The 17287-nt window shown below is 44.8% G+C and carries 16 protein-coding genes; 6 read left to right on the top strand and 10 right to left on the bottom strand.

Translation table 11 applies throughout. The features are described from left to right. Positions 1-218 (bottom strand): hypothetical protein (locus V512_RS14770; RefSeq protein WP_207759766.1); only part of this gene is annotated, 218 nt, incomplete at its 3' end. An 83-nt stretch (positions 219-301) separates the two neighbouring features. Here V512_RS14770 and V512_RS11610 point away from each other — a divergent pair. Continuing rightward, positions 302-538: a hypothetical protein gene (locus tag V512_RS11610; protein WP_099830620.1), complete on the top strand. Its 237-nt coding sequence runs from the start codon at positions 302-304 to the stop codon at positions 536-538. Here V512_RS11610 and V512_RS11615 read toward each other — a convergent pair. The 5 genes from V512_RS11615 to V512_RS11635 all read right to left on the bottom strand — a co-directional run bounded on the left by V512_RS11615 (position 535) and on the right by V512_RS11635 (position 7191). Next, positions 535-2196: an ABC transporter permease gene (locus V512_RS11615; protein ID WP_099830621.1), complete on the bottom strand. Its 1662-nt coding sequence runs from the start codon at positions 2194-2196 to the stop codon at positions 535-537. The genes V512_RS11610 and V512_RS11615 overlap by 4 nt on opposite strands. 10 nt (positions 2197-2206) lie before the next feature. Next, on the bottom strand, positions 2207-3178 hold the full coding sequence (locus V512_RS11620) for an ABC transporter permease (protein ID WP_099830622.1): 972 nt from the start codon (positions 3176-3178) through the stop codon (positions 2207-2209). Between the two features lie 85 nt (positions 3179-3263). Next, on the bottom strand, positions 3264-4988 hold the full coding sequence (locus V512_RS11625; RefSeq protein ID WP_099830623.1) for an ABC transporter substrate-binding protein: 1725 nt from the start codon (positions 4986-4988) through the stop codon (positions 3264-3266). Further along, positions 4985-6157 (bottom strand): oligopeptide/dipeptide ABC transporter ATP-binding protein, encoded by a 1173-nt coding sequence (locus tag V512_RS11630; protein ID WP_099830624.1) that lies wholly within the window; start codon positions 6155-6157, stop codon positions 4985-4987. Before V512_RS11630 ends, V512_RS11625 begins: the two co-directional genes overlap by 4 nt. After that, a complete protein-coding gene (locus V512_RS11635) occupies positions 6154-7191 on the bottom strand; it encodes an ABC transporter ATP-binding protein (protein WP_099830625.1) in 1038 nt (345 codons plus the stop codon). The genes V512_RS11630 and V512_RS11635 overlap by 4 nt, the downstream gene beginning before the upstream one ends. 114 nt (positions 7192-7305) lie before the next feature. Here V512_RS11635 and V512_RS11640 point away from each other — a divergent pair, with 114 nt between their 5' ends. From V512_RS11640 to V512_RS11660, 5 genes are all read left to right on the top strand, one after another. Continuing rightward, entirely contained in the window at positions 7306-8427 is a 1122-nt protein-coding gene (locus V512_RS11640; RefSeq protein ID WP_099830626.1) for an alanyl-tRNA editing protein, read from the top strand. A 12-nt stretch (positions 8428-8439) separates the two neighbouring features. Next, positions 8440-9786 carry a replicative DNA helicase gene (dnaB, locus tag V512_RS11645; protein WP_165775398.1) on the top strand — a complete coding sequence of 449 codons (1347 nt, stop codon included), beginning with the start codon at positions 8440-8442 and terminating at the stop codon, positions 9784-9786. Further along, the gene (locus tag V512_RS11650; protein WP_099830627.1) at positions 9786-10547 is read left to right on the top strand and encodes an ABC transporter ATP-binding protein; all 762 of its coding nucleotides are present in this window, start codon (positions 9786-9788) and stop codon (positions 10545-10547) included. The genes dnaB and V512_RS11650 overlap by 1 nt, the downstream gene beginning before the upstream one ends. Continuing rightward, positions 10544-11107 carry a multidrug transporter gene (locus V512_RS11655; RefSeq protein ID WP_099830628.1) on the top strand — a complete coding sequence of 188 codons (564 nt, stop codon included), beginning with the start codon at positions 10544-10546 and terminating at the stop codon, positions 11105-11107. The genes V512_RS11650 and V512_RS11655 overlap by 4 nt, the downstream gene beginning before the upstream one ends. 89 nt (positions 11108-11196) lie before the next feature. Continuing rightward, entirely contained in the window at positions 11197-11622 is a 426-nt protein-coding gene (locus V512_RS11660; protein WP_099830629.1) for a hypothetical protein, read from the top strand. A gap of 45 nt (positions 11623-11667) precedes the next feature. On the opposite strand, the gene V512_RS11665 is transcribed toward V512_RS11660, so the two are convergent. The 4 genes from V512_RS11665 to V512_RS11680 all read right to left on the bottom strand — a co-directional run bounded on the left by V512_RS11665 (position 11668) and on the right by V512_RS11680 (position 17251). Further along, complete coding sequence (locus V512_RS11665) at positions 11668-12696, bottom strand: M42 family metallopeptidase (protein ID WP_207759767.1); 1029 nt, start codon at positions 12694-12696, stop codon at positions 11668-11670. A gap of 16 nt (positions 12697-12712) precedes the next feature. Beyond that, positions 12713-13669, bottom strand: coding sequence for a SufD family Fe-S cluster assembly protein (locus tag V512_RS11670; RefSeq protein WP_099830630.1), 957 nt, complete (start codon positions 13667-13669; stop codon positions 12713-12715). Then, positions 13662-14399 carry an ATP-binding cassette domain-containing protein gene (locus tag V512_RS11675; RefSeq protein WP_099830631.1) on the bottom strand — a complete coding sequence of 246 codons (738 nt, stop codon included), beginning with the start codon at positions 14397-14399 and terminating at the stop codon, positions 13662-13664. Before V512_RS11675 ends, V512_RS11670 begins: the two co-directional genes overlap by 8 nt. A 101-nt stretch (positions 14400-14500) precedes the next feature. After that, positions 14501-17251, bottom strand: a complete 2751-nt coding sequence (locus V512_RS11680) for an O-antigen ligase family protein (protein WP_099830632.1) — start codon at positions 17249-17251, stop codon at positions 14501-14503. Positions 17252-17287: the final 36 nt, after the last annotated feature.

A 17287-nucleotide genomic window follows, 5' to 3' on the forward strand; every position in this document is an offset into this window, starting at 1 on the left:
GGACTGGGGCTTATCCGGGGAAAGGTGAAAGAAACAAGCGAAACCATGATCGCTTTTGCGATGATTGCAATGAACCTTGCCCGCTGGTTGAGGGGCTTATTTTTTTTCATTTTTCCGATGGCTATTCTGGGGAGAAATCGGAGGGATTCGGAGCAATTTCGAGGGTGTTCCTGGTCAAAATCCACATATTGTGAGCCAACTACTACTCTCTTGAACATGACGACCTCTTTAACAGGAACAAGGTAGCAGTTTTTCAGGAAGCCCTAACTAGATTTCGCTCCGAGCTTGAGGTGCGTCTCTTATGAGAACACACATTGTTTTTGACTGCTTGGAAGAGAGAAGGAGCGGCTGGAATTTACAGAGTGGAGTTACTGTTATTGTTTTCGCGAACCTGAAAGACCTGGTTACACAAACCGTTGCTTCTGATGAGAATGTATTTTCTTCTGAAAACGAGTCCGTAGGGGATAAAATATCGCTTAAAGAAAGCGGGTCATTCGACCCGCTTAAAATCCAGTCTATTAGCTTCTTAAAGGTCTAGTACCCTAGAGATCTGGGATCGAGAGCATCTCTCAGCGCATCTCCGAGGAGGTTGAAGCCCATAACAACAATGAATATGAATATCCCCGGTATTAGTAACCAGGGAGCTTCTGTCATTGCCTTTATACTTTGTGCCTGCGACAACATCAATCCCCAGCTTGCCGAAGGTTCAGTTATTCCCAGCCCAAGGAAACTTAAGCCTGCTTCTCCAAGAATATATCCGGGTATCGACAGAGTTGCTGCAACGATAATGTACGTTGCCGTGTTCGGGATTATGTGCCGTAAAATAACTCGTGATGATGGATAACCCATAGCAACTGCTGCTTGAACGAACTCTGTCTCTTTCAGTCCCAGAACCATGCCTCGGATTACCCTTGACATCCCGGGCCAACCAATAAAACTCAGAATTACAACTATCAAGAGATAAGTCATATGCGAAGGTATACTTGTAGGCAGAATCGCACGCAGCGAGATCAAGAGATAGAAACTGGGTATCGACATCAGAACCTCGGTGACCCTCATGAGAATTTCATCGGTAATACCACCAAAGTATCCGGCGGCACCTCCAATCGAAAGTCCAAGAGAGAAAGTGATAAGTATGGCAAGAAGTCCAATACTCATAGAGATTCTAGACCCAGCAAGAATCCTGGAGAATACGTCCCTTCCGTATCTGTCTGCCCCAAACAACAAGAGTTTCGATGGCTGGTCTGTTCCGAATAAGTGAATGTTAGTTGGAAATAACCATAAGAGCTTGTAATCCCAGGACTTGGCGAAGAACTTGATCGGGTACTTAACAGTTTCGTACTCTGTAACTTCGGGTTCGACGACTACTCCAAGAAGATTAGGTGAGATTTCGAGCTCGGCTAGAAACTCCTTTGCTAGCTCAACGTCTTCTCCATCAATGTCGATAACTTCATTGTAAATACTTATAGCCTCGAGAACAATGTCCTTGATTTCTGCTTCCTTTTGAGCAAACACTCTGTGAAGAGATCGCTCAGTTACGACTTTTACTGGCGGCCCAATCCTTTGAAGTTCTCTGAACCTGCTTGGGCTAAGGGAATCTATGGTGGTTCTATTAGAAGTCTCACTGACCATCATCTTTTCGAAGAGCTCCAGTTCGCTCAGCTTGATGTTCTGGATAACCGAGTAGTCGGGTTGTCCCAGATTAGCCCTATTGCCTTCTGCGTCAAGAGCATATCTAACCGTTTTTATGGTAAGAAATATATCTATTACCCCGTCTTCACCCTTTGTGAAAGTGATTTCTGTGCCAGTTGACCTATCCAACGCAGTGATCGAACCTATAGAAACACCTTCAACAAATGTTGTTCTGTACGTTTCGGGGTCTCTTTCCATTACCCAGGCGTAAATGTAAGGAGCAGTAAGCTTACCGCTCTCGTCGGTCCAATGAACTCTTGAAGGTGGCGCAAAAGAAAGTCCCTGTGTCTGTTCATAAGGGTTGGTAGGGGACAAGAAGTCGGCCAGCAATGCTATGATGTACATGATTATCAGGATCCATAAAGAAATCATCCCCAACTTGTGCTTTCTCAAAGCTCTCCACACAAGCTGCCATCTACTCATGTACTTTACTTCAAAGAGATCTTCTTTACTGACTTCAGCACTTTTCAATGTATTGTTATCATTGGTTTTTTTCTTCTTCATTTTACACCCCTCAGCTCAGTCTATAACGAATTCTGGGATCGACCCATGCAAGCAGAAGATCGGCCAGCAGATTGCCGACTACCAGAAGGACAGCGGAAAGGAGCAACGTGGCCATGACAAGGAACAAATCCTGAGCATTCAGGGCTTCAATGACTAGTCTTCCCATTCCTGGCCAGCCGAAAACCGTCTCTGTAAGAACTGCGCCGCCGAGCAAACCAGAAAGTGCATATCCAAACATTGTGACTATAGGATTGATAGCATTTCGAACTGCGTGCTTGTAGATAACGTTCTTCTCAGGCATTCCCTTTGCCCTAGCAAAAAGAACATAGTCTTGCCTCAGCTGGTCGAGCAACTGGCCTCTCATTTGCCTCATCAGACCGGCAAGTCCAGCAGTACCCAAGGTGACCATTGGCCCGACCACGTGCCAGAGATAATCACCGATCTTGCCGATAATACTCAGTTCGTTGAAGTTTTGCGAGATCAATCCTCCTATTGGGAACCACCCTGTCTTCGCCGCCATAAAGAGCCATAGCAAAGCAAAGAAGAAGTTTGGAATAGAAATACCAATGAATGCAAGGAAGGCAAAAGTTTGATCACTGAGCGAGTATTGATGAAGGGCTGAATATATGCCAAGAGGAATGCCGATTCCCCAGGTAAAAATCAGTGTGGTGATGCTAAGCAGAAGAGTTGCTCCCAGTCTCCTGAAAACCAGTTCGAAGACAGGAATCCTGTAACTAAATGAATAACCGAAGTTCCCTGTAAGAACGTTGCCCAACCACTTGAAATACTGCACGAATACATTCTGATCAAGGCCAAATTGATTCTCAAGAACCTTTATCTGATCTCTCGAAATAGAAGGGTTTAACCTGTATGCATCCAAGAAATCACCGGGGGCAGCGGATATAATCATGAAGGCCAGTATAGAGACTCCGAGCAGAACCGGAATTGCTAGAATCAGCCTTCTAACTATATATTTCAGCACCTTATTCCCTCCTCAAAACTCACACTAAGTCTCTCGATGATACGAAAAGCGGGAGGGAAACCCTCCCGCAACGAGAATCAAGATATTACTCTTTCCACCAGCCTTCTAACTGGAATAGCAGGCCTGTTGCAGGTGTTAGTTTTTCTACCGGCATCTTAATATTGTTCTTGTAGACATAAAGGAAGTTCTGTGCAATTGTGAACACAAGTGGCTGATACTCAGCAAAGAGCATCTGGAATTCAGCAAATAGGTCATATCTGTCTTGTGGATCAACCGCTGACGTCTGGAGTCTGTAGATTTCATCGACTCTCTTCTCCCAGTCGGGGAGAATGTACATGTCCTCAGTTATGTGATCGTCAGGATTGTAGTCCGGAGGATAGTTCCAGAAGTGCAGTCCGCCGTCAAGCCTGTAAACGTTCCAGCCTGTTCCGGGGTCAACACTACCGGTGAGTCCAATGACGACAGCGTCGTAGGTCGCATCTGTCAGTCTTGAAACAACGGTATTGAAGTCAATAGGTCTGAAATTGACCTTAATTCCAAGTTTTGCAGCACCATCGACGATGATGTTGCTTATTGCCTCTCTGACTACGTTTCCAGCATTTGTAGTGAGCTCAAACTCAATCGGGTTTCCATTTGCATCAACACAGGTTCCATCTGGAAGCCAGTCGAAGCCGCCTCTCCTGAGCTGAAGTCTGGCTCTTGTTATTGAGTACTTGTAATCGAATTTCTCGATTTCAGGGTAGTAGAAACCGCTTGATGGAGAGACCGGACCGTATAGAGGAGAGCCAAGCCCATTGTATAGAGATTCAATTATAGCGTCTCTATCCATCGCGTAGACGAAAGCTCTTCTGAACCCATCGTTTCTGAACCATTCTCGCTTAACGGGATCTGGGTTGTTGAAGTTGAAGGTAATAAACTGCGAGCCGAGAGCGGGACCACCGACACCGGTTATCCAGCCCTTATCTGCGGCCATTTCTGCTAGCCTCGGGAACTGCTCGGCAGTCGGTCCGTAGAGATCGATCTGTCCTGCTTCAAATCTGAGCAGAGAGGTATTCTGGTCGGCGAGAAGCTCGTAATTCAGCTTATCGAAGTATGGCAATCTTACACCGTTGCCATCGACTTTCCAGTAATATGGATTTCTCTCGAAAACGATTCTGACGCCTTCGATGTAATCGGTAATAACAAAGGGTCCCATTCCGACTAGCTTGTCAAAGTCAGCGATCGTCCAGAATTCCGGATAGGTACCGTTGGCGACAACTTCCTCGAGCACATGCTTTGGCATGATGGGGCGGAAGCCGATCTGCCTAAGGGCCGTTACCTGGGGAACTGTCCAGGTGAAGGAGATCGTTGTGTCATCGACGATCTCGACCACTGGAAGCTGGTCGTTAGAATCCAGATAGGACCCGTTGCCGTTTGCCGTGTTTTCCGGGACAAAGGAAACATTTACGAATGTCCAGTAAACATCGTCAAGTGTGAATGGTGCTCCATCGGACCACTGAATGCCCTCCCTTATCTGCACGAAGAAAGTCAATCCGTCATCAGAGAACCACCAGTCTTTTGCAAGACCGGGAAGCGACGGCATACCACCCTCATCGGCTTCAATAAGAGTTGCCAGTATGAATCCTAGAGGATCTGTTGAACTAGTTTCCTGTGCCCAGTCATAGTTAAATGTCTTTGGATCTCCCAAGCCCCAGTAATAGAAAGTACCTCCGGGCTTGCCGTTCCATGTCTCTTCTACGTGATACTCGGGAGCTGCGAAAAGGATTCCAACAGCAATGAGTACTACGAGAAGCACTAAGAGTTTCTTCATTTACTTTCCCCTCCTTGTTCATGAGATGTGGAATAAAGATGGCACGCAACATAATGGTTTTCATCCGCCTTGAACATGGGCGGATATTCCTTGGTACAAATATCCATTCTGTACTTGCATCTCGGATTGAAGAAACAGCCAGACGGTCTGTTTATTGGACTGGGAACCTGTCCGCCAACCAGGTCTTTCCGGTTACGTTTCTTCTTTGGATCGGGTATTGGAGCAGCCGCCAAGAGCGCCTTTGTGTAAGGATGCAATGGGCTGCTGAAGATCGACTCACTATTGCCCTGCTCTACGATCCTACCAAGATACATGACAGAGACTTCTTGAGAAATAAACCTTACCAGAGAAAGATTATGAGAGATAAATACATAACCTGCATTGAGCTGCTCCTGCAGTTTCTCAAAGAGATTGACTATCTGAGCTTGAACCGAAACATCCAAGGCAGAAGTCGGCTCATCGAGAACGATGAGATCGGGGTTTACACTGATAGCCCTTGCAACGGCTATTCTCTGCCTCTGACCACCGCTGAACTGGTGCGGATATCTGTCCACGTGATATTGCTTAAGACCGACTTTTACAAGCAGTTCCTTCACCATTTCAACTGCTTCGTCAAGGTCTTTTGCAAGTTTGTGAAAAAGGAGTGGTTCAGTTAACATCTGCCCAACTGTCATCCTTGGATTCAGAGAAGACATTGGGTCCTGAAATACTATCTGTGCCTTTTGCCTGAGAAGCTTCTTCTTGTGATCTGACTTATCAAATAGAATATCGATTGCCTTGGAAGAGTCCTTATTGACACTATTGTAGATCTCGTACATCTTCTTTTCGAAAGGCTCAAAACCAACTCCGTCACCATTATTAAATTTCTCCGTATCGAAATACTTCTCTTTCAGATACTGTTTTGCCCTTCGCTTCTTCATGAAGTAGAAAGTGGTGTCTTCTTCATCAATGAGCATCTCTCCATCAGTCACTTCATGAAGGCGGATAATCGACTTACCGATTGTAGTCTTGCCACAACCCGATTCTCCAACTATACCGATTGTCTTTCCTCTATCTACCGAGAAAGACACATCATCAACTGCCTTGACGAATCCTACAACTCTCTCGATGAGGAATCCTTGCTTGACTGGAAAGTATTTTTTCAGATTTCTAACTTCAAGAAGCTTCATTCTTGAGCCTCCTTGACCAGCAATACTTTGTTAGTAATTGGGTTCCAGCATCTGACGAAATGATTATCCTTCATTTGCTCAAGCTGTGGCATCTCTTTGTAGCATTTGTCTGTTGCTCTTGAGCACCTTGGAAGGAATGGGCATAGCACGGGTGGATTCAACATAACTGGCGGCTGGCCAGGAATAGGAAGGAGTTTATCTTGTTTTATATCAAGTCTTGGAATGCACTCAAGAAGTGCAAATGTGTATGGATTCATCGGACTGTCAAAGATTTCGAGAGAGTCCGCCATTTCCATTTGATAGCTTCCATACATAACGCTGATTCTCGTGGCAATTTCAGCGATTACTGCGAGATCATGGGTAATGAAAATCATGCTGCTGTTGAACTGCTCCTGAAGATCCTTCATCAGTTCTAAAATCTGAGCTTGAACTGTCACGTCTAGAGCAGTTGAAGGCTCATCGGCAACCAGGATTTCAGGATCGCACGACAGCGCTATCGCTATTACTACTCTCTGGCGCTGTCCCCCGGAGAGTTGAAAGGGATAATCATCGATTCGTTCGGAAGGCTTAGGAATTCCCACCTGTTCGAGAAGCTTTATCGATCGTTCTCTTGCTTCCTCTTCGGTAACTTTCTTGTGATGAACAATGGTCTCTATCATCTGGTTACCAACTGTGTACATCGGGTCAAGGGAGGTCATAGGGTCTTGAAAGATCATCCCTATGTGTTTTCCTCTGACTCTGGAGAAACTATCTTTCGGAAGCTTTGCCAAGTCAATATAATCCTTTTCACCGCTCTTACTGAATTCGTCGGTTAAAAAGAGAATCTCGCCACCAGCAATAAAGCCTGGGTTATCAACCATTCCGGCTATTGTTTTGACTGTTACGCTCTTTCCAGAACCGGTCTCTCCAACTATTCCTAAGACATCATCTCTATAAAGATCAAAAGAGACATCTTGAACGGCCTTAACAACTCCTTCTGCCATACTGAAATGAGTAGATAGATTCCTTATCGAAAGGATTGGCCTTTCCTGCAACCAAATCACCCCATATTCATTTTTCTCGAATTATCACCCACGGAGTTAAGTAAATGCTTACTGTATAATTATTACATATATTTGCACATAATATCAAGTGGCCGGGGGCGATGTATGTTAGAAGCAGTAAGGGAAATATGGTTTGGAGAAGGTACTACCTACGTCAAGATATGTTACGGTAATGTGTATGCTGACGGAGAAGCAGGACAACTTGGAGATCGTGGAAAAGTGGACGGACTGGATATCTTGTCAGTAAATGAGTCGAATAATGAGATTCTTATCAAAGTAGATGGAATAATAGATAAGGACAGAGGTGAATCGGTGGACATCAGGATCGATGAGACGAGGAGACGGGACATCTCGCAGCAGCACACTGCGCAGCACCTGTTATCGGCAGTGTTTCTTCGAGAATTGGATGCCGAAACCGTTGGGTTTCAGATGGGGGAAGAACACACGACAATCGACCTTTCGCTTGGTGTTCTCACAGATGATATGATTTCTCACGTTGAGAGAATCTGCAACGATTTGATCGGTGAGAATCTTCCAGTAAAAAGCTTCAGTGTCAAAAGATCTCAGCTTCAGAAGTTGGGATTGAGGAAAGAGATAGATCAGAGAATCAGCGAAAGTGACAAGGACATCAGAGTGATTGAGATTGAAGGGATAGATGTAAGCGCCTGCTCGGGTCTTCATGTTGAGAGGACGGGGCAAATTAGGCTCGTGAAAGTCCTGAAACGCGAGAAAGTCAAGGGTTCTCTCACCAGAGTCTTCTTCGCCGCGGGAAATAGAGCCCTAGATGACTATGTCGCAAAACACAATCTCACAACCAAGTCGGCTTTATTTCTCACCTGCAAATACTCCGATCTGCCGAATCGGATCGAATCCTTAATAGGCGAGCTCAAAGCAAGCAATTCGATAATAAGAAGCCTCTCTGAAAGACTAGGTCATTATATAGCGGAAGATATTGATAGATCGCGATCGAGGATTACTTTTCTTGAAGAAGAGGAGAGTGTTCTAGCTGCAATTACCAAATTCGTCACACTGGAAGAGTATCTTATTATTGGAAAGGCAAATGATAGATTCCTGCTTTTTGGTAAAGGCTTTGACTGTCAGGAGGTCCTTACAAGAGTCAAGGAAGAACTGGAAGTTAGAGGTGGTTCTGGTAAGGATAGAGGGCAGTTTCTTTTCGAAGGAGATTTTTCAGCGGTAAAGGAGCTTATTCTAAAGAACTTCTCATAATTGGAAGAGTTGGTGAATGAATTGAAGACGAGAATTCCTCCGAATAGTATTGAATCTGAAGAGGCTGTTATAGGGAGCATCTTGATTGATCCAGATGTGGTCCCGGATGTGATGGAGCTTCTCACAAGTAGGGATTTCTACTCTCGAAAGAACCAGTTGATCTTCTCCGCAATGGAGAAGTTGTTTGATGAGGGGAGTCCGGTGGATATTGTGTCAGTTACTGAAAGACTAAGAACCGGCGGAGTGCTCGAAGAAATGGGAGGCGAAATCGAGCTTGCCAAACTCGCGGATGTCGTTCCAACCTCTGCCAACTTCTTTTATTACGGCAAGACTGTAAAGGAGAAGGCTCTTCTGCGATCGCTGATAACTGCGGCCAGCTCGATAGTTGAAAACGCATATGAGGGAGAAGAAACAGACGAGATCCTTGACAGTGCAGAGAAAGCGATATTCCAGATTACAGAGGCGCAGATTTCGAAGACGTATCAGCATATTGGTAAGATAATGCATGAGCTATTCCAGAATCTTGAAAGGCTGAAAGAGAATGCGGTGACCGGTAGGATCACGGGTATCGCATCTGGTTACAGGAAACTGGATGAAGTTACCACAGGATTTAGACCGTCGGATTTAGTTATTGTTGCTGCACGCCCATCGATGGGAAAGACTGCTTTTGCTCTTAGTCTGGCAACCAATATGTCTCTGAGATTTCAGTTGCCAGTAGCTGTCTTCTGTCTTGAGATGTCGAAGGAACAGCTTGCACAGCGACTTCTGTGTAATGTCACTAATTTTGAACTATCTCGCCTCAGGGCAGGAGATATTGGCACTGAAGATTGGAAACGTTTGACAAATGGTGCCAGTACCCTGCAGACGGCTCCTATAATTATAGACGATGAACCATCCCTTGATCCCAGAACGCTCAGAGCAAAGGCGAGGAGAATCAAGATGGAGCACAACGTTCAGGTCATATTTGTCGATTACCTCCAACTGATGCATACGAAAGGCAGATCCGACAACCGTCAGCAGGAGATCTCGGAGATCTCGAGATCTATGAAACTCCTGGCAAGGGAATTGAACATCACCGTCGTTGCACTTTCGCAGCTTTCCAGAGCGGTGGAGCAAAGAGAAGATAAGATGCCGCGTCTTAGTGATCTCCGTGAGTCTGGAGCTATTGAACAAGATGCTGACACAGTGATGTTCCTTTATCGTGATGATTATTACAAAGATAAGAGCGATGTAAGCAATTTTCCACAGGTTACCAAAGTGATAATCGGAAAGCAAAGAAATGGTCCGGTAGGTACCATAGAACTGATGTTCCATCCAAAAACGGCAACTTTTTACGACAAGGCGTTTGAAGAAGAATGATGATAGAAGCAGTTGATTTGACAAGGCGTTTCGGGGATCTAACAGCCGTTGATAATCTGAATCTGAGAGTATTGTCAGGAGAGATATACGGTTTTCTTGGACCAAACGGCGCGGGCAAGACAACTACTATAAAGATGCTGACCGGAGTAATTGCTCCTAGCTCGGGAAGTATACGAATTGCGGGGCTCGATATTGAAAGAGACCTCATGGAGATCAAACAGATAATATCTGTTGTTCCGGATGAACCCAAGATGTACGAAAATCTAAAGGGAATAGAATTTGTGAAGTTCATAATCGACATATACAAGCTTCAACCCGAAGAGACCATATCAAGGCTTAGAAACCTGGCAGACGCGTTCAAGATCGATTACCTTGGAAAGTACATAGGAGATTACTCTCATGGGATGAAGCAGAAACTCATGGTTGCCATTGCTCTCATGAGAGAATCATCTGTGATATTCCTCGATGAACCAACCGTTGGCCTTGATGCCTCAAGCGCAGGGAAGCTGAAAGCATGGCTTAGAAACATTGCAAATAGGGGAGCAACTGTATTCATGACAACTCACGTGCTCGAAGTAGCGGAAAAGATGTGCGACAGAATTGGAATTATCGATAGAGGTAGGATGATCGCAGAAGGCACGCTTTCTGATCTGAAAGAAAGCTTCGGCAGTGTGGAGTCAAGTCTTGAGGATCTCTTCCTGGACATTACCGGTGATAACAGTGTGAAGGCCTTGATAGAGAGTCTGGAGGAGGAAGAGTGAGGGTTTTTCTGACATTTCTGCACGAGATTCTTGTTGGATCGATAGCAATCTCTCAGCTCTTCTTCTGGGAAGCCTCACTTTCAGCCGGATTGATGCCTTTATCGATTCTTATGGGAATAGTCGTCTACAGACAGGAGTTTGAAAAGAACATACGTTCAAAAGATATGCTTACTGATAGTGCCAAGGGAGTTCTAAAGAAGCCATCTGTCCTGATACTCTTGATTTCGTTGTTGATCTGCTGGAACAGGAGTCTCTTTTCAATTCTTGGTTTTGTTTCATCTATGGCCTTAGTGATCTCACTCGCTTCGTTTTCCTTTCTTCCATTTAGAAAGCTGAGGAGAATAGAGGAGAAATCTGTAGCAGTCTTCATTGCAGCTACCACGCTTATAATAGGTTGGGTATTTCCGTCAATTCTGAAATCTTCTCTGTTTACCAGCGGATATCTTCCTTCTTTCTGGCTTCTCCAAATTGCCTCTGGCGACCTTACTGCTTTCCTCCTTGTTGTTGTTTTGTCCCTATGGCTTATTAGAATCAGATATCGATTCGACAAGAAAGGCTGAGATTACAAGCAAAACATGAGCTTAACTATAGTTGGCTTTATAAGTAGTAAAATCGTTATAAGAAACCATTGAAAGGAGCTGAATAATAAATGCAGATTTCACTTGATCAATTCTTGGGTGCGATAATGTCCAGAGTAGATAATCTTGAGGCAACCATAGATGATCTGAGACTCAGAACAAACATCGCTATGCGTTTGGTAAAGTCGGCCGTTCCTCAGCTAACGAAAGATGATGTTGAGAGGGCAGTAAGTGAAGAGCTGGAGGTAACAAAAGAAGCAGGAATGATGGAAGAAAACGACGAAATAGAGGCGATTTCTGAGAAGCTTACAGAAAGTATCTATGGGTGGCTTGAAGGGGACGTATCTGAACTCAGAGAGAAAATGGATGCCTACAGAAAGAAGCTTCAGGAAGCTATGGAAGCTGAGAAGAGCAAAGTAATCGATGTTGCTCCTGCCGGTTTTGTTAACCAGCTTGGTCAGGAGATAGGTAACAAGAAGGGCAAGATAGTTTTCTAGAACTATGGTTGCGGAGAACTAGTAATGCTGAGGCGCTTTTGCGCCTCAGTTTTCAATATATCCCTTAAGAAGCTTCAAAGTATTTTCGAGCGCTCTGTAATGAGTCCTTTCGTATCCGTGAGAGGCTTCAACTCCGGGACCGACTAGTCCAAACCTGACATCGTATCCGGCTCTCAGAGATGCTTCCACATCAGATCCATAAAAGGGATAGATGTCTACTGAGTATTCGGCTTTCACTTTCTTTGCAGTTTCGATCAATCCCTTAACGATTGAGTGATCGTAAGGTCCACCCGAATCCTTAGCACATATCGAAACCACAAATTCATCGGTCTTCAGAGTATCGCCTATCGCTCCCATATCAACAGAGATTATCTCTTCGCAATCATCTGGCATCGCAGCCGATGCGCCATGTCCTACTTCTTCATAGTTCGAGAAAAACAAGTAAGTTTTTCTTCCGCAGATCGCTTCGCCAGAAGAGACTTTCTTTGCTAACTCTAGAAGGATTGCTGCGCTTGCTTTGTCATCAAGATGTCTTGACTTCACAAAACCACTATCGGTAACCATCACTCTAGGATCAAATGAAACGAAATCCCCTGCTTCAATACCAAGGTTTTTAAGATCTTCTTCGCTTCTTACCAATTCGTCTACCCGGATTTCCATATTTGATATCTTGCGTTCAAGAGTCCTTGCGTTTTCAAAGACATGAACGGAAGGTGATATGGACTGGATTGTTCCCGTGAAGGATTTTCCGGTTTTCGTGTGAATTACGCAGTTCTCGTTTTCAATGCTATTCATTGTGAATCCGCCAACGTTGGTTATCTCTAACCGGCCATTCGGCTTCAGGGATTTAACCATAGCCCCAAGCGTGTCAACGTGTGCAGCCAACACCAGAGGTCTTCCTTTGCCGCCGAGCTCTGCCACCAGAGCTCCCTTTCTTGTTCTTCGCGGACTGAACCCCAATTCCTGCAGTTCAGACTCAAGATAGCCAATAACGGTGTTGGTGAATCCGGATGGACTTGGTATGTTGGCTAGATCGACTAGTTTCTTCACAATGTACATCTCGCTGTATTTCAAGTAACTCCCTCCACTTCTATCTGAGCAAACCTTTGACAATCATATCAGTGGCTTCTTCCTCGCTCAACCCTTTTGACATCAAGGTTTCCATCTGCTTGACATTTACTCTGCCAATAGAGGCTTCGTGTGTCAGTTCGGCCTTCTCGTTTTTTACATACAACTCAGGCATAGTACCTACTTCTACAGAATCGCCCTTAATGATTTCGTTGCACTCAATATGGCCTCTCGAATATGGTGCGTTTCCATAGGCTTTGTTGATGATTTTCGCCTTACTTCTGTCTGTAGCAAAAACAGTAGTTTTTGCAATTCCGGATGAGCCTTCGCCATTCAGATGGAGCTCTTCATCAATTTCGAGATAATCGTCTTCACGCTCATATACTTTTGATTCGATATGCGCTGTAGAATTCTTCTCAAGATTGACGTACATCTTTACAAAGAGCTTTCCTACTCTAGTCTTGGTAAGATAGAACATATTCTGGAATCTGCCACCTTTTCTAACGACTGTATTGTAGGTTGCCCTAACCGTTACTCCGCCGTCCTTGCTGTGCATGTGAGTGTCTTCGTAGAACATCTCAGCGTTTTCTCCAACATCGGTGTCGGCAACCATCGAGTGCGTGAAATTCACTCCGCTCGGGAATACGCAGTGTGATATGAATTTCGCCCGGGCTCGACTTCCAAGACGGTTGTGAATAAGCACTTCCTGTGTTCCTTCAGGTTTCAGATAACCTGTGCATAGGTGAATAGGGTTTTCGATAACAACGTCATCTTCAATATCGAGCCAGATTTCCACTCCGTTATCCAATTCTTTTGCTCTAACATGAACACCTTCGACCGTATTCCTTCCGATCACTTTGTTCCCGCTCACTATAATAGAGACGATGTCTTTGCGCAGAAAATCAGAGACGTTACCGCCTGATTTTTCGTACTCTTTTGCGATAGCAGTGAATTCCCTCTCATAACTTGATTCAATCATTTGCAAGACCGCCTTCTCTAATCGGTTCATTTATGTGCTGACAAGTGTCACAGAGTTTCCTGTAGAAGCTGACAATCTCTTCTGGCTCGCCCGAGGCAATTATTCTTCCCCCACAGAGAAGATATGCTTCATCTGCCATTCGCGCAATCTCTTCACGATGAGTGATGATTATTACTACCGAACCCTTATCCCGCAGTCTTTCAAGAACTCGTTCAATCATCTCCATGGACATAATGTCAATGCCTGAGTCTGGTTCGTCAAGGATCGTTACTCTAGGATTTACCAGCATTATCGAGGCGAGTTCCACTCTCTTTCTTTCCCCTCCACTGAGTGACTCATCGACAAGTCTATCTAGATATTCCTTGTTGAGTCCCACAATTGACAGGGTCTCATCGAGTTCTTCTCTCGAGAGTCTTAGTTTTCCGCCGAGCGTCAGATACTCTTTCACAGTAAGTCCTTTGAACCTGGCCGGTTCCTGCCAACTCAGAGAAATTCCCTTCTTTGCCCTGTCAGATACTGATAGAGTGTCGATTTCTTCGCCATCTAGAAGTATCTTTCCTTCGTAGTCGTTGTGAGATTCTAGCCCCATCAGCACATATGATAGAGTTGATTTTCCTACACCGTTGTTTCCAAGAATCGCGTAAACACGTCCTTTTTCAAAGGAAGCAGTGAGACTGTTCAGAATGTTTCGTTCATCTCGGATTAACTTGACCTCTTTAACTTCCAGCATTTATATACCTCCATCTTCTTCAACACTATCATAAGTCCGATCAATAACGTCAGCAATACCCGAAGTATTACCTGTGTAACACCCAGGTGACGTTTAACGGGTTACCAAAGTGAATAAAGCTGAAGGAACTTCTCGATTTCGTTTAGGGCTGATTCGGCCTTCTCAAGTGCTATTCCTGAGAACTGTTCTTCTTCCATCTCTCTCATAATTAGTGATGAAGTTTCCTCGCTCCAGAAATATACTTCTTCGTAAAGATTGTCGAACCATTCTCTTGAAACGTAATCCTTTAGAGGAGTTAGCTGGCCAATGCTGCCTAATGGGACGACTCGATTCGTTGCTTTCATCGTATTCCAGGCAAAGACCTCTCTCTCTGCTATCTCTTGAACCTTATCCAGTCCATCGAGACCGTAGAGAAGAAGTACGTTTCTTGAATACTCGCCGTAGACGTTGTTGCTTCCCTTCAACCATCCACCAGGGTTGTATTCGATGGCGGTTTCGTAGAGTGTCTCGAGATGCCCTCTCTTAGATTTCGGAAGCTTTCTGATCGAATCTACTAGAGAGGTTAGAGAGCCGCTGTCTGCAACAAAACCTTCGAGTTTCTCCAGTTCTTCTGAGACTCTCTCGGCAGCAGCCATCGCGCGGAAAAGCAAGCTTGCCACATTTTTCACTACCTGAAGATCGGGAGATATCTTTGTGGACCTCAGAAGAGCATCTATCGCATCCAGAGTCACTTGATAGTCGATAAGCAGATTGATATCCAAGACCTCTAGCAGAGCAGAAACATCGGTAGCCGTAAGGTCTGCTCGCAACAAACCGGGTAACTCTCTAAGGTATGAGTGATCGATTTCCAACTCGCTGAGCATACCTCCCGGCGATGTGTCTTCGTTAAGCCAGGTCGAGAAGATATCTTCTCTGGCGAATATCTCTGTGAAGGCATCGGCTAATGCATTGCCCGACATATTGAGCTTTAGACGGAAATCTTCCTTTCTCTGAGCAGTCAAATACATGTATCCTATGTAAGCCTCTGACAAATATTGGCCTCTGGAAATCTCTCTAGATGTCGACAGATTACGCATCGCGGAGTAGAAACTGTTTGACGAGTCCTGCCTCGCCCTTAGAAGCGCTGAAGAAGCAGATCGTAGCTTAGAATTCAGCGCGGATAACGTTGACGCAAAGGCATTTTCTCGTTCTTCAGAAGCCATATGTTGAAGCAACTCTGAGGGTGCCTCAGGATAAGTCCTCTGCAATTCAATCAATCTATCGGGAATATAGTCATCATGTTGAAGATAGGAGTACCTTCCCTCATAGTCCTCAAGATTCTCGATTTCCCTCTTGATACTTCCGATCGAGTTTACTAACTCTGGAATCTGCGGGTTAATGCTTTCAATTCTTCTGTAGTCAATGTAGCCTTTTGTGAAAAGGCCTTCCGCGAAAAACGTTCTACTCATCAGAACTGACGTACTCAGCGCGAATACAACCAGCAGTAGCGGAAGTACCTTTGACATAGGAACAGTGACTCCCTTCGCTTCGGAAAACTCAGGGCTCATGATGAATCCAAAAAGGAAGACAGCTAGTAATGCGTTTGGCATCAGATGACCAGGAAAGGAAAGTACTGAATGAACGAATATTATCAGTAACCCGGCTTCGAGAAAGAGATACTTTGTGACCTTCTCGACAGAGGAGGATCTCTTCACCACCCCGACAGTGTAGAAAAGCATTGCAACTATGAAGGTCATAATTAGGACGATTCCGATTATTCCTGTTTCACTCATCTGCTGAAGATACTCGTTGTGGGTTCGGATGCTGTTCAGACCTGCAACATACATGTACTCTGGCTCTTCAGTCAGTACCTTTCCCATATTCTCCGTAGAAAGATACTTGTATGATCCGAAGCCTGTACCCAGAAAGGCTGAACTCTCCCACTGTTTGATAGCTGCTTTCCACTGAAGAATTCTGACGTCGACGGAAACGTAGTCGTCAGTGGTATACGTTAACCTCTCCGAGAAACTGAAACGGCCGCTTGTCAAAGGGTTGTCTCCAGAGTAGACGATCATAATGACTATCGTGGAGATAATAAGAAGAATGACAAATAGCCTGCTAAATACAGAAATGAAGGATCTGAGTTTGAACCTCAGAATTGAGAAAATCAAGAAGACTACTAGAAAGACTATCGATATTATTACTGAATAATAGACTGCTCTTGTTTGGCCTATCACTATTACTATCAAGAAAAGTGAGTAGAGTGAAAGGTAGAAGTAGTGCCGAATCTTCTCGTGCTTCCAGATCTTCTTCTTGGAAACGGTTAGAAAAGCAGCTGGAAATAGCAGCATTGCCATTAGGTCGGTCGTGAAGTTCACGTTTCCTATAACGGATGAGAGATTTCCTCTTGTGAACGGATTGTTCTCAGTCCCCCAGAGCAAGCCATATCCCGTGTAGAATGAAAATACGGCATCAAAGGCTATGATAAGCCCCGCAAACAGGAAAAGTTGGAGAATAGTCAGTAGAGTTTCCTGTTTCTCTGCCGAGATGAGCAATGAAAAGAGGAGAAAGAGAAGCAGATTCATTGCAAAACCGAGTGAAGTAAGAAAGACGTTTGGCAGCGTGTTCAGAAGTTGGAAGGTAGTCAGACACGCATGGAATCCAAACAACAATGAAAGCAGCTGCGGAAGCGTTACTCTGACACTGCAGGGATTCCTCACAGCTTTCAATGAGAAAGAGACTATGAAGATCGCTATTGAGACCGATGCAAAATAGAACTTAGGTATGCCCATGTCCCAGGTGAAGCCCTTGATTGCGAAGAGCGAAGATCCGAAAACTAGAACAGCAAGAAACAAGAATCTTCCTTTGCGCATTGTGTCCCCTCCCCACAGTCTGCTCTCAGAGTCCCA

Origin of the sequence: Mesotoga sp. Brook.08.105.5.1 (assembly GCF_002752635.1) — a bacterium.
Classification (GTDB): Bacteria; Thermotogota; Thermotogae; order Petrotogales; family Kosmotogaceae; genus Mesotoga.

Bases quoted from the DNA above. Each gene is read 5' to 3' on its own strand.
- V512_RS11610 (WP_099830620.1), top strand. From the start codon at position 302: ATGAGAACACACATTGTTTTTGACTGCTTGGAAGAGAGAAGGAGCGGC.
- V512_RS11615 (WP_099830621.1), bottom strand. From the start codon at position 2,196: ATGAAGAAGAAAAAAACCAATGATAACAATACATTGAAAAGTGCTGAA.
- V512_RS11625 (WP_099830623.1), bottom strand. From the start codon at position 4,988: ATGAAGAAACTCTTAGTGCTTCTCGTAGTACTCATTGCTGTTGGAATC.
- V512_RS11630 (WP_099830624.1), bottom strand. From the start codon at position 6,157: ATGAAGCTTCTTGAAGTTAGAAATCTGAAAAAATACTTTCCAGTCAAG.
- V512_RS11640 (WP_099830626.1), top strand. From the start codon at position 7,306: ATGTTAGAAGCAGTAAGGGAAATATGGTTTGGAGAAGGTACTACCTAC.
- V512_RS11650 (WP_099830627.1), top strand. From the start codon at position 9,786: ATGATAGAAGCAGTTGATTTGACAAGGCGTTTCGGGGATCTAACAGCC.
- V512_RS11660 (WP_099830629.1), top strand. From the start codon at position 11,197: ATGCAGATTTCACTTGATCAATTCTTGGGTGCGATAATGTCCAGAGTA.
- V512_RS11670 (WP_099830630.1), bottom strand. From the start codon at position 13,669: ATGATTGAATCAAGTTATGAGAGGGAATTCACTGCTATCGCAAAAGAG.
- V512_RS11675 (WP_099830631.1), bottom strand. From the start codon at position 14,399: ATGCTGGAAGTTAAAGAGGTCAAGTTAATCCGAGATGAACGAAACATT.
- V512_RS11680 (WP_099830632.1), bottom strand. From the start codon at position 17,251: ATGCGCAAAGGAAGATTCTTGTTTCTTGCTGTTCTAGTTTTCGGATCT.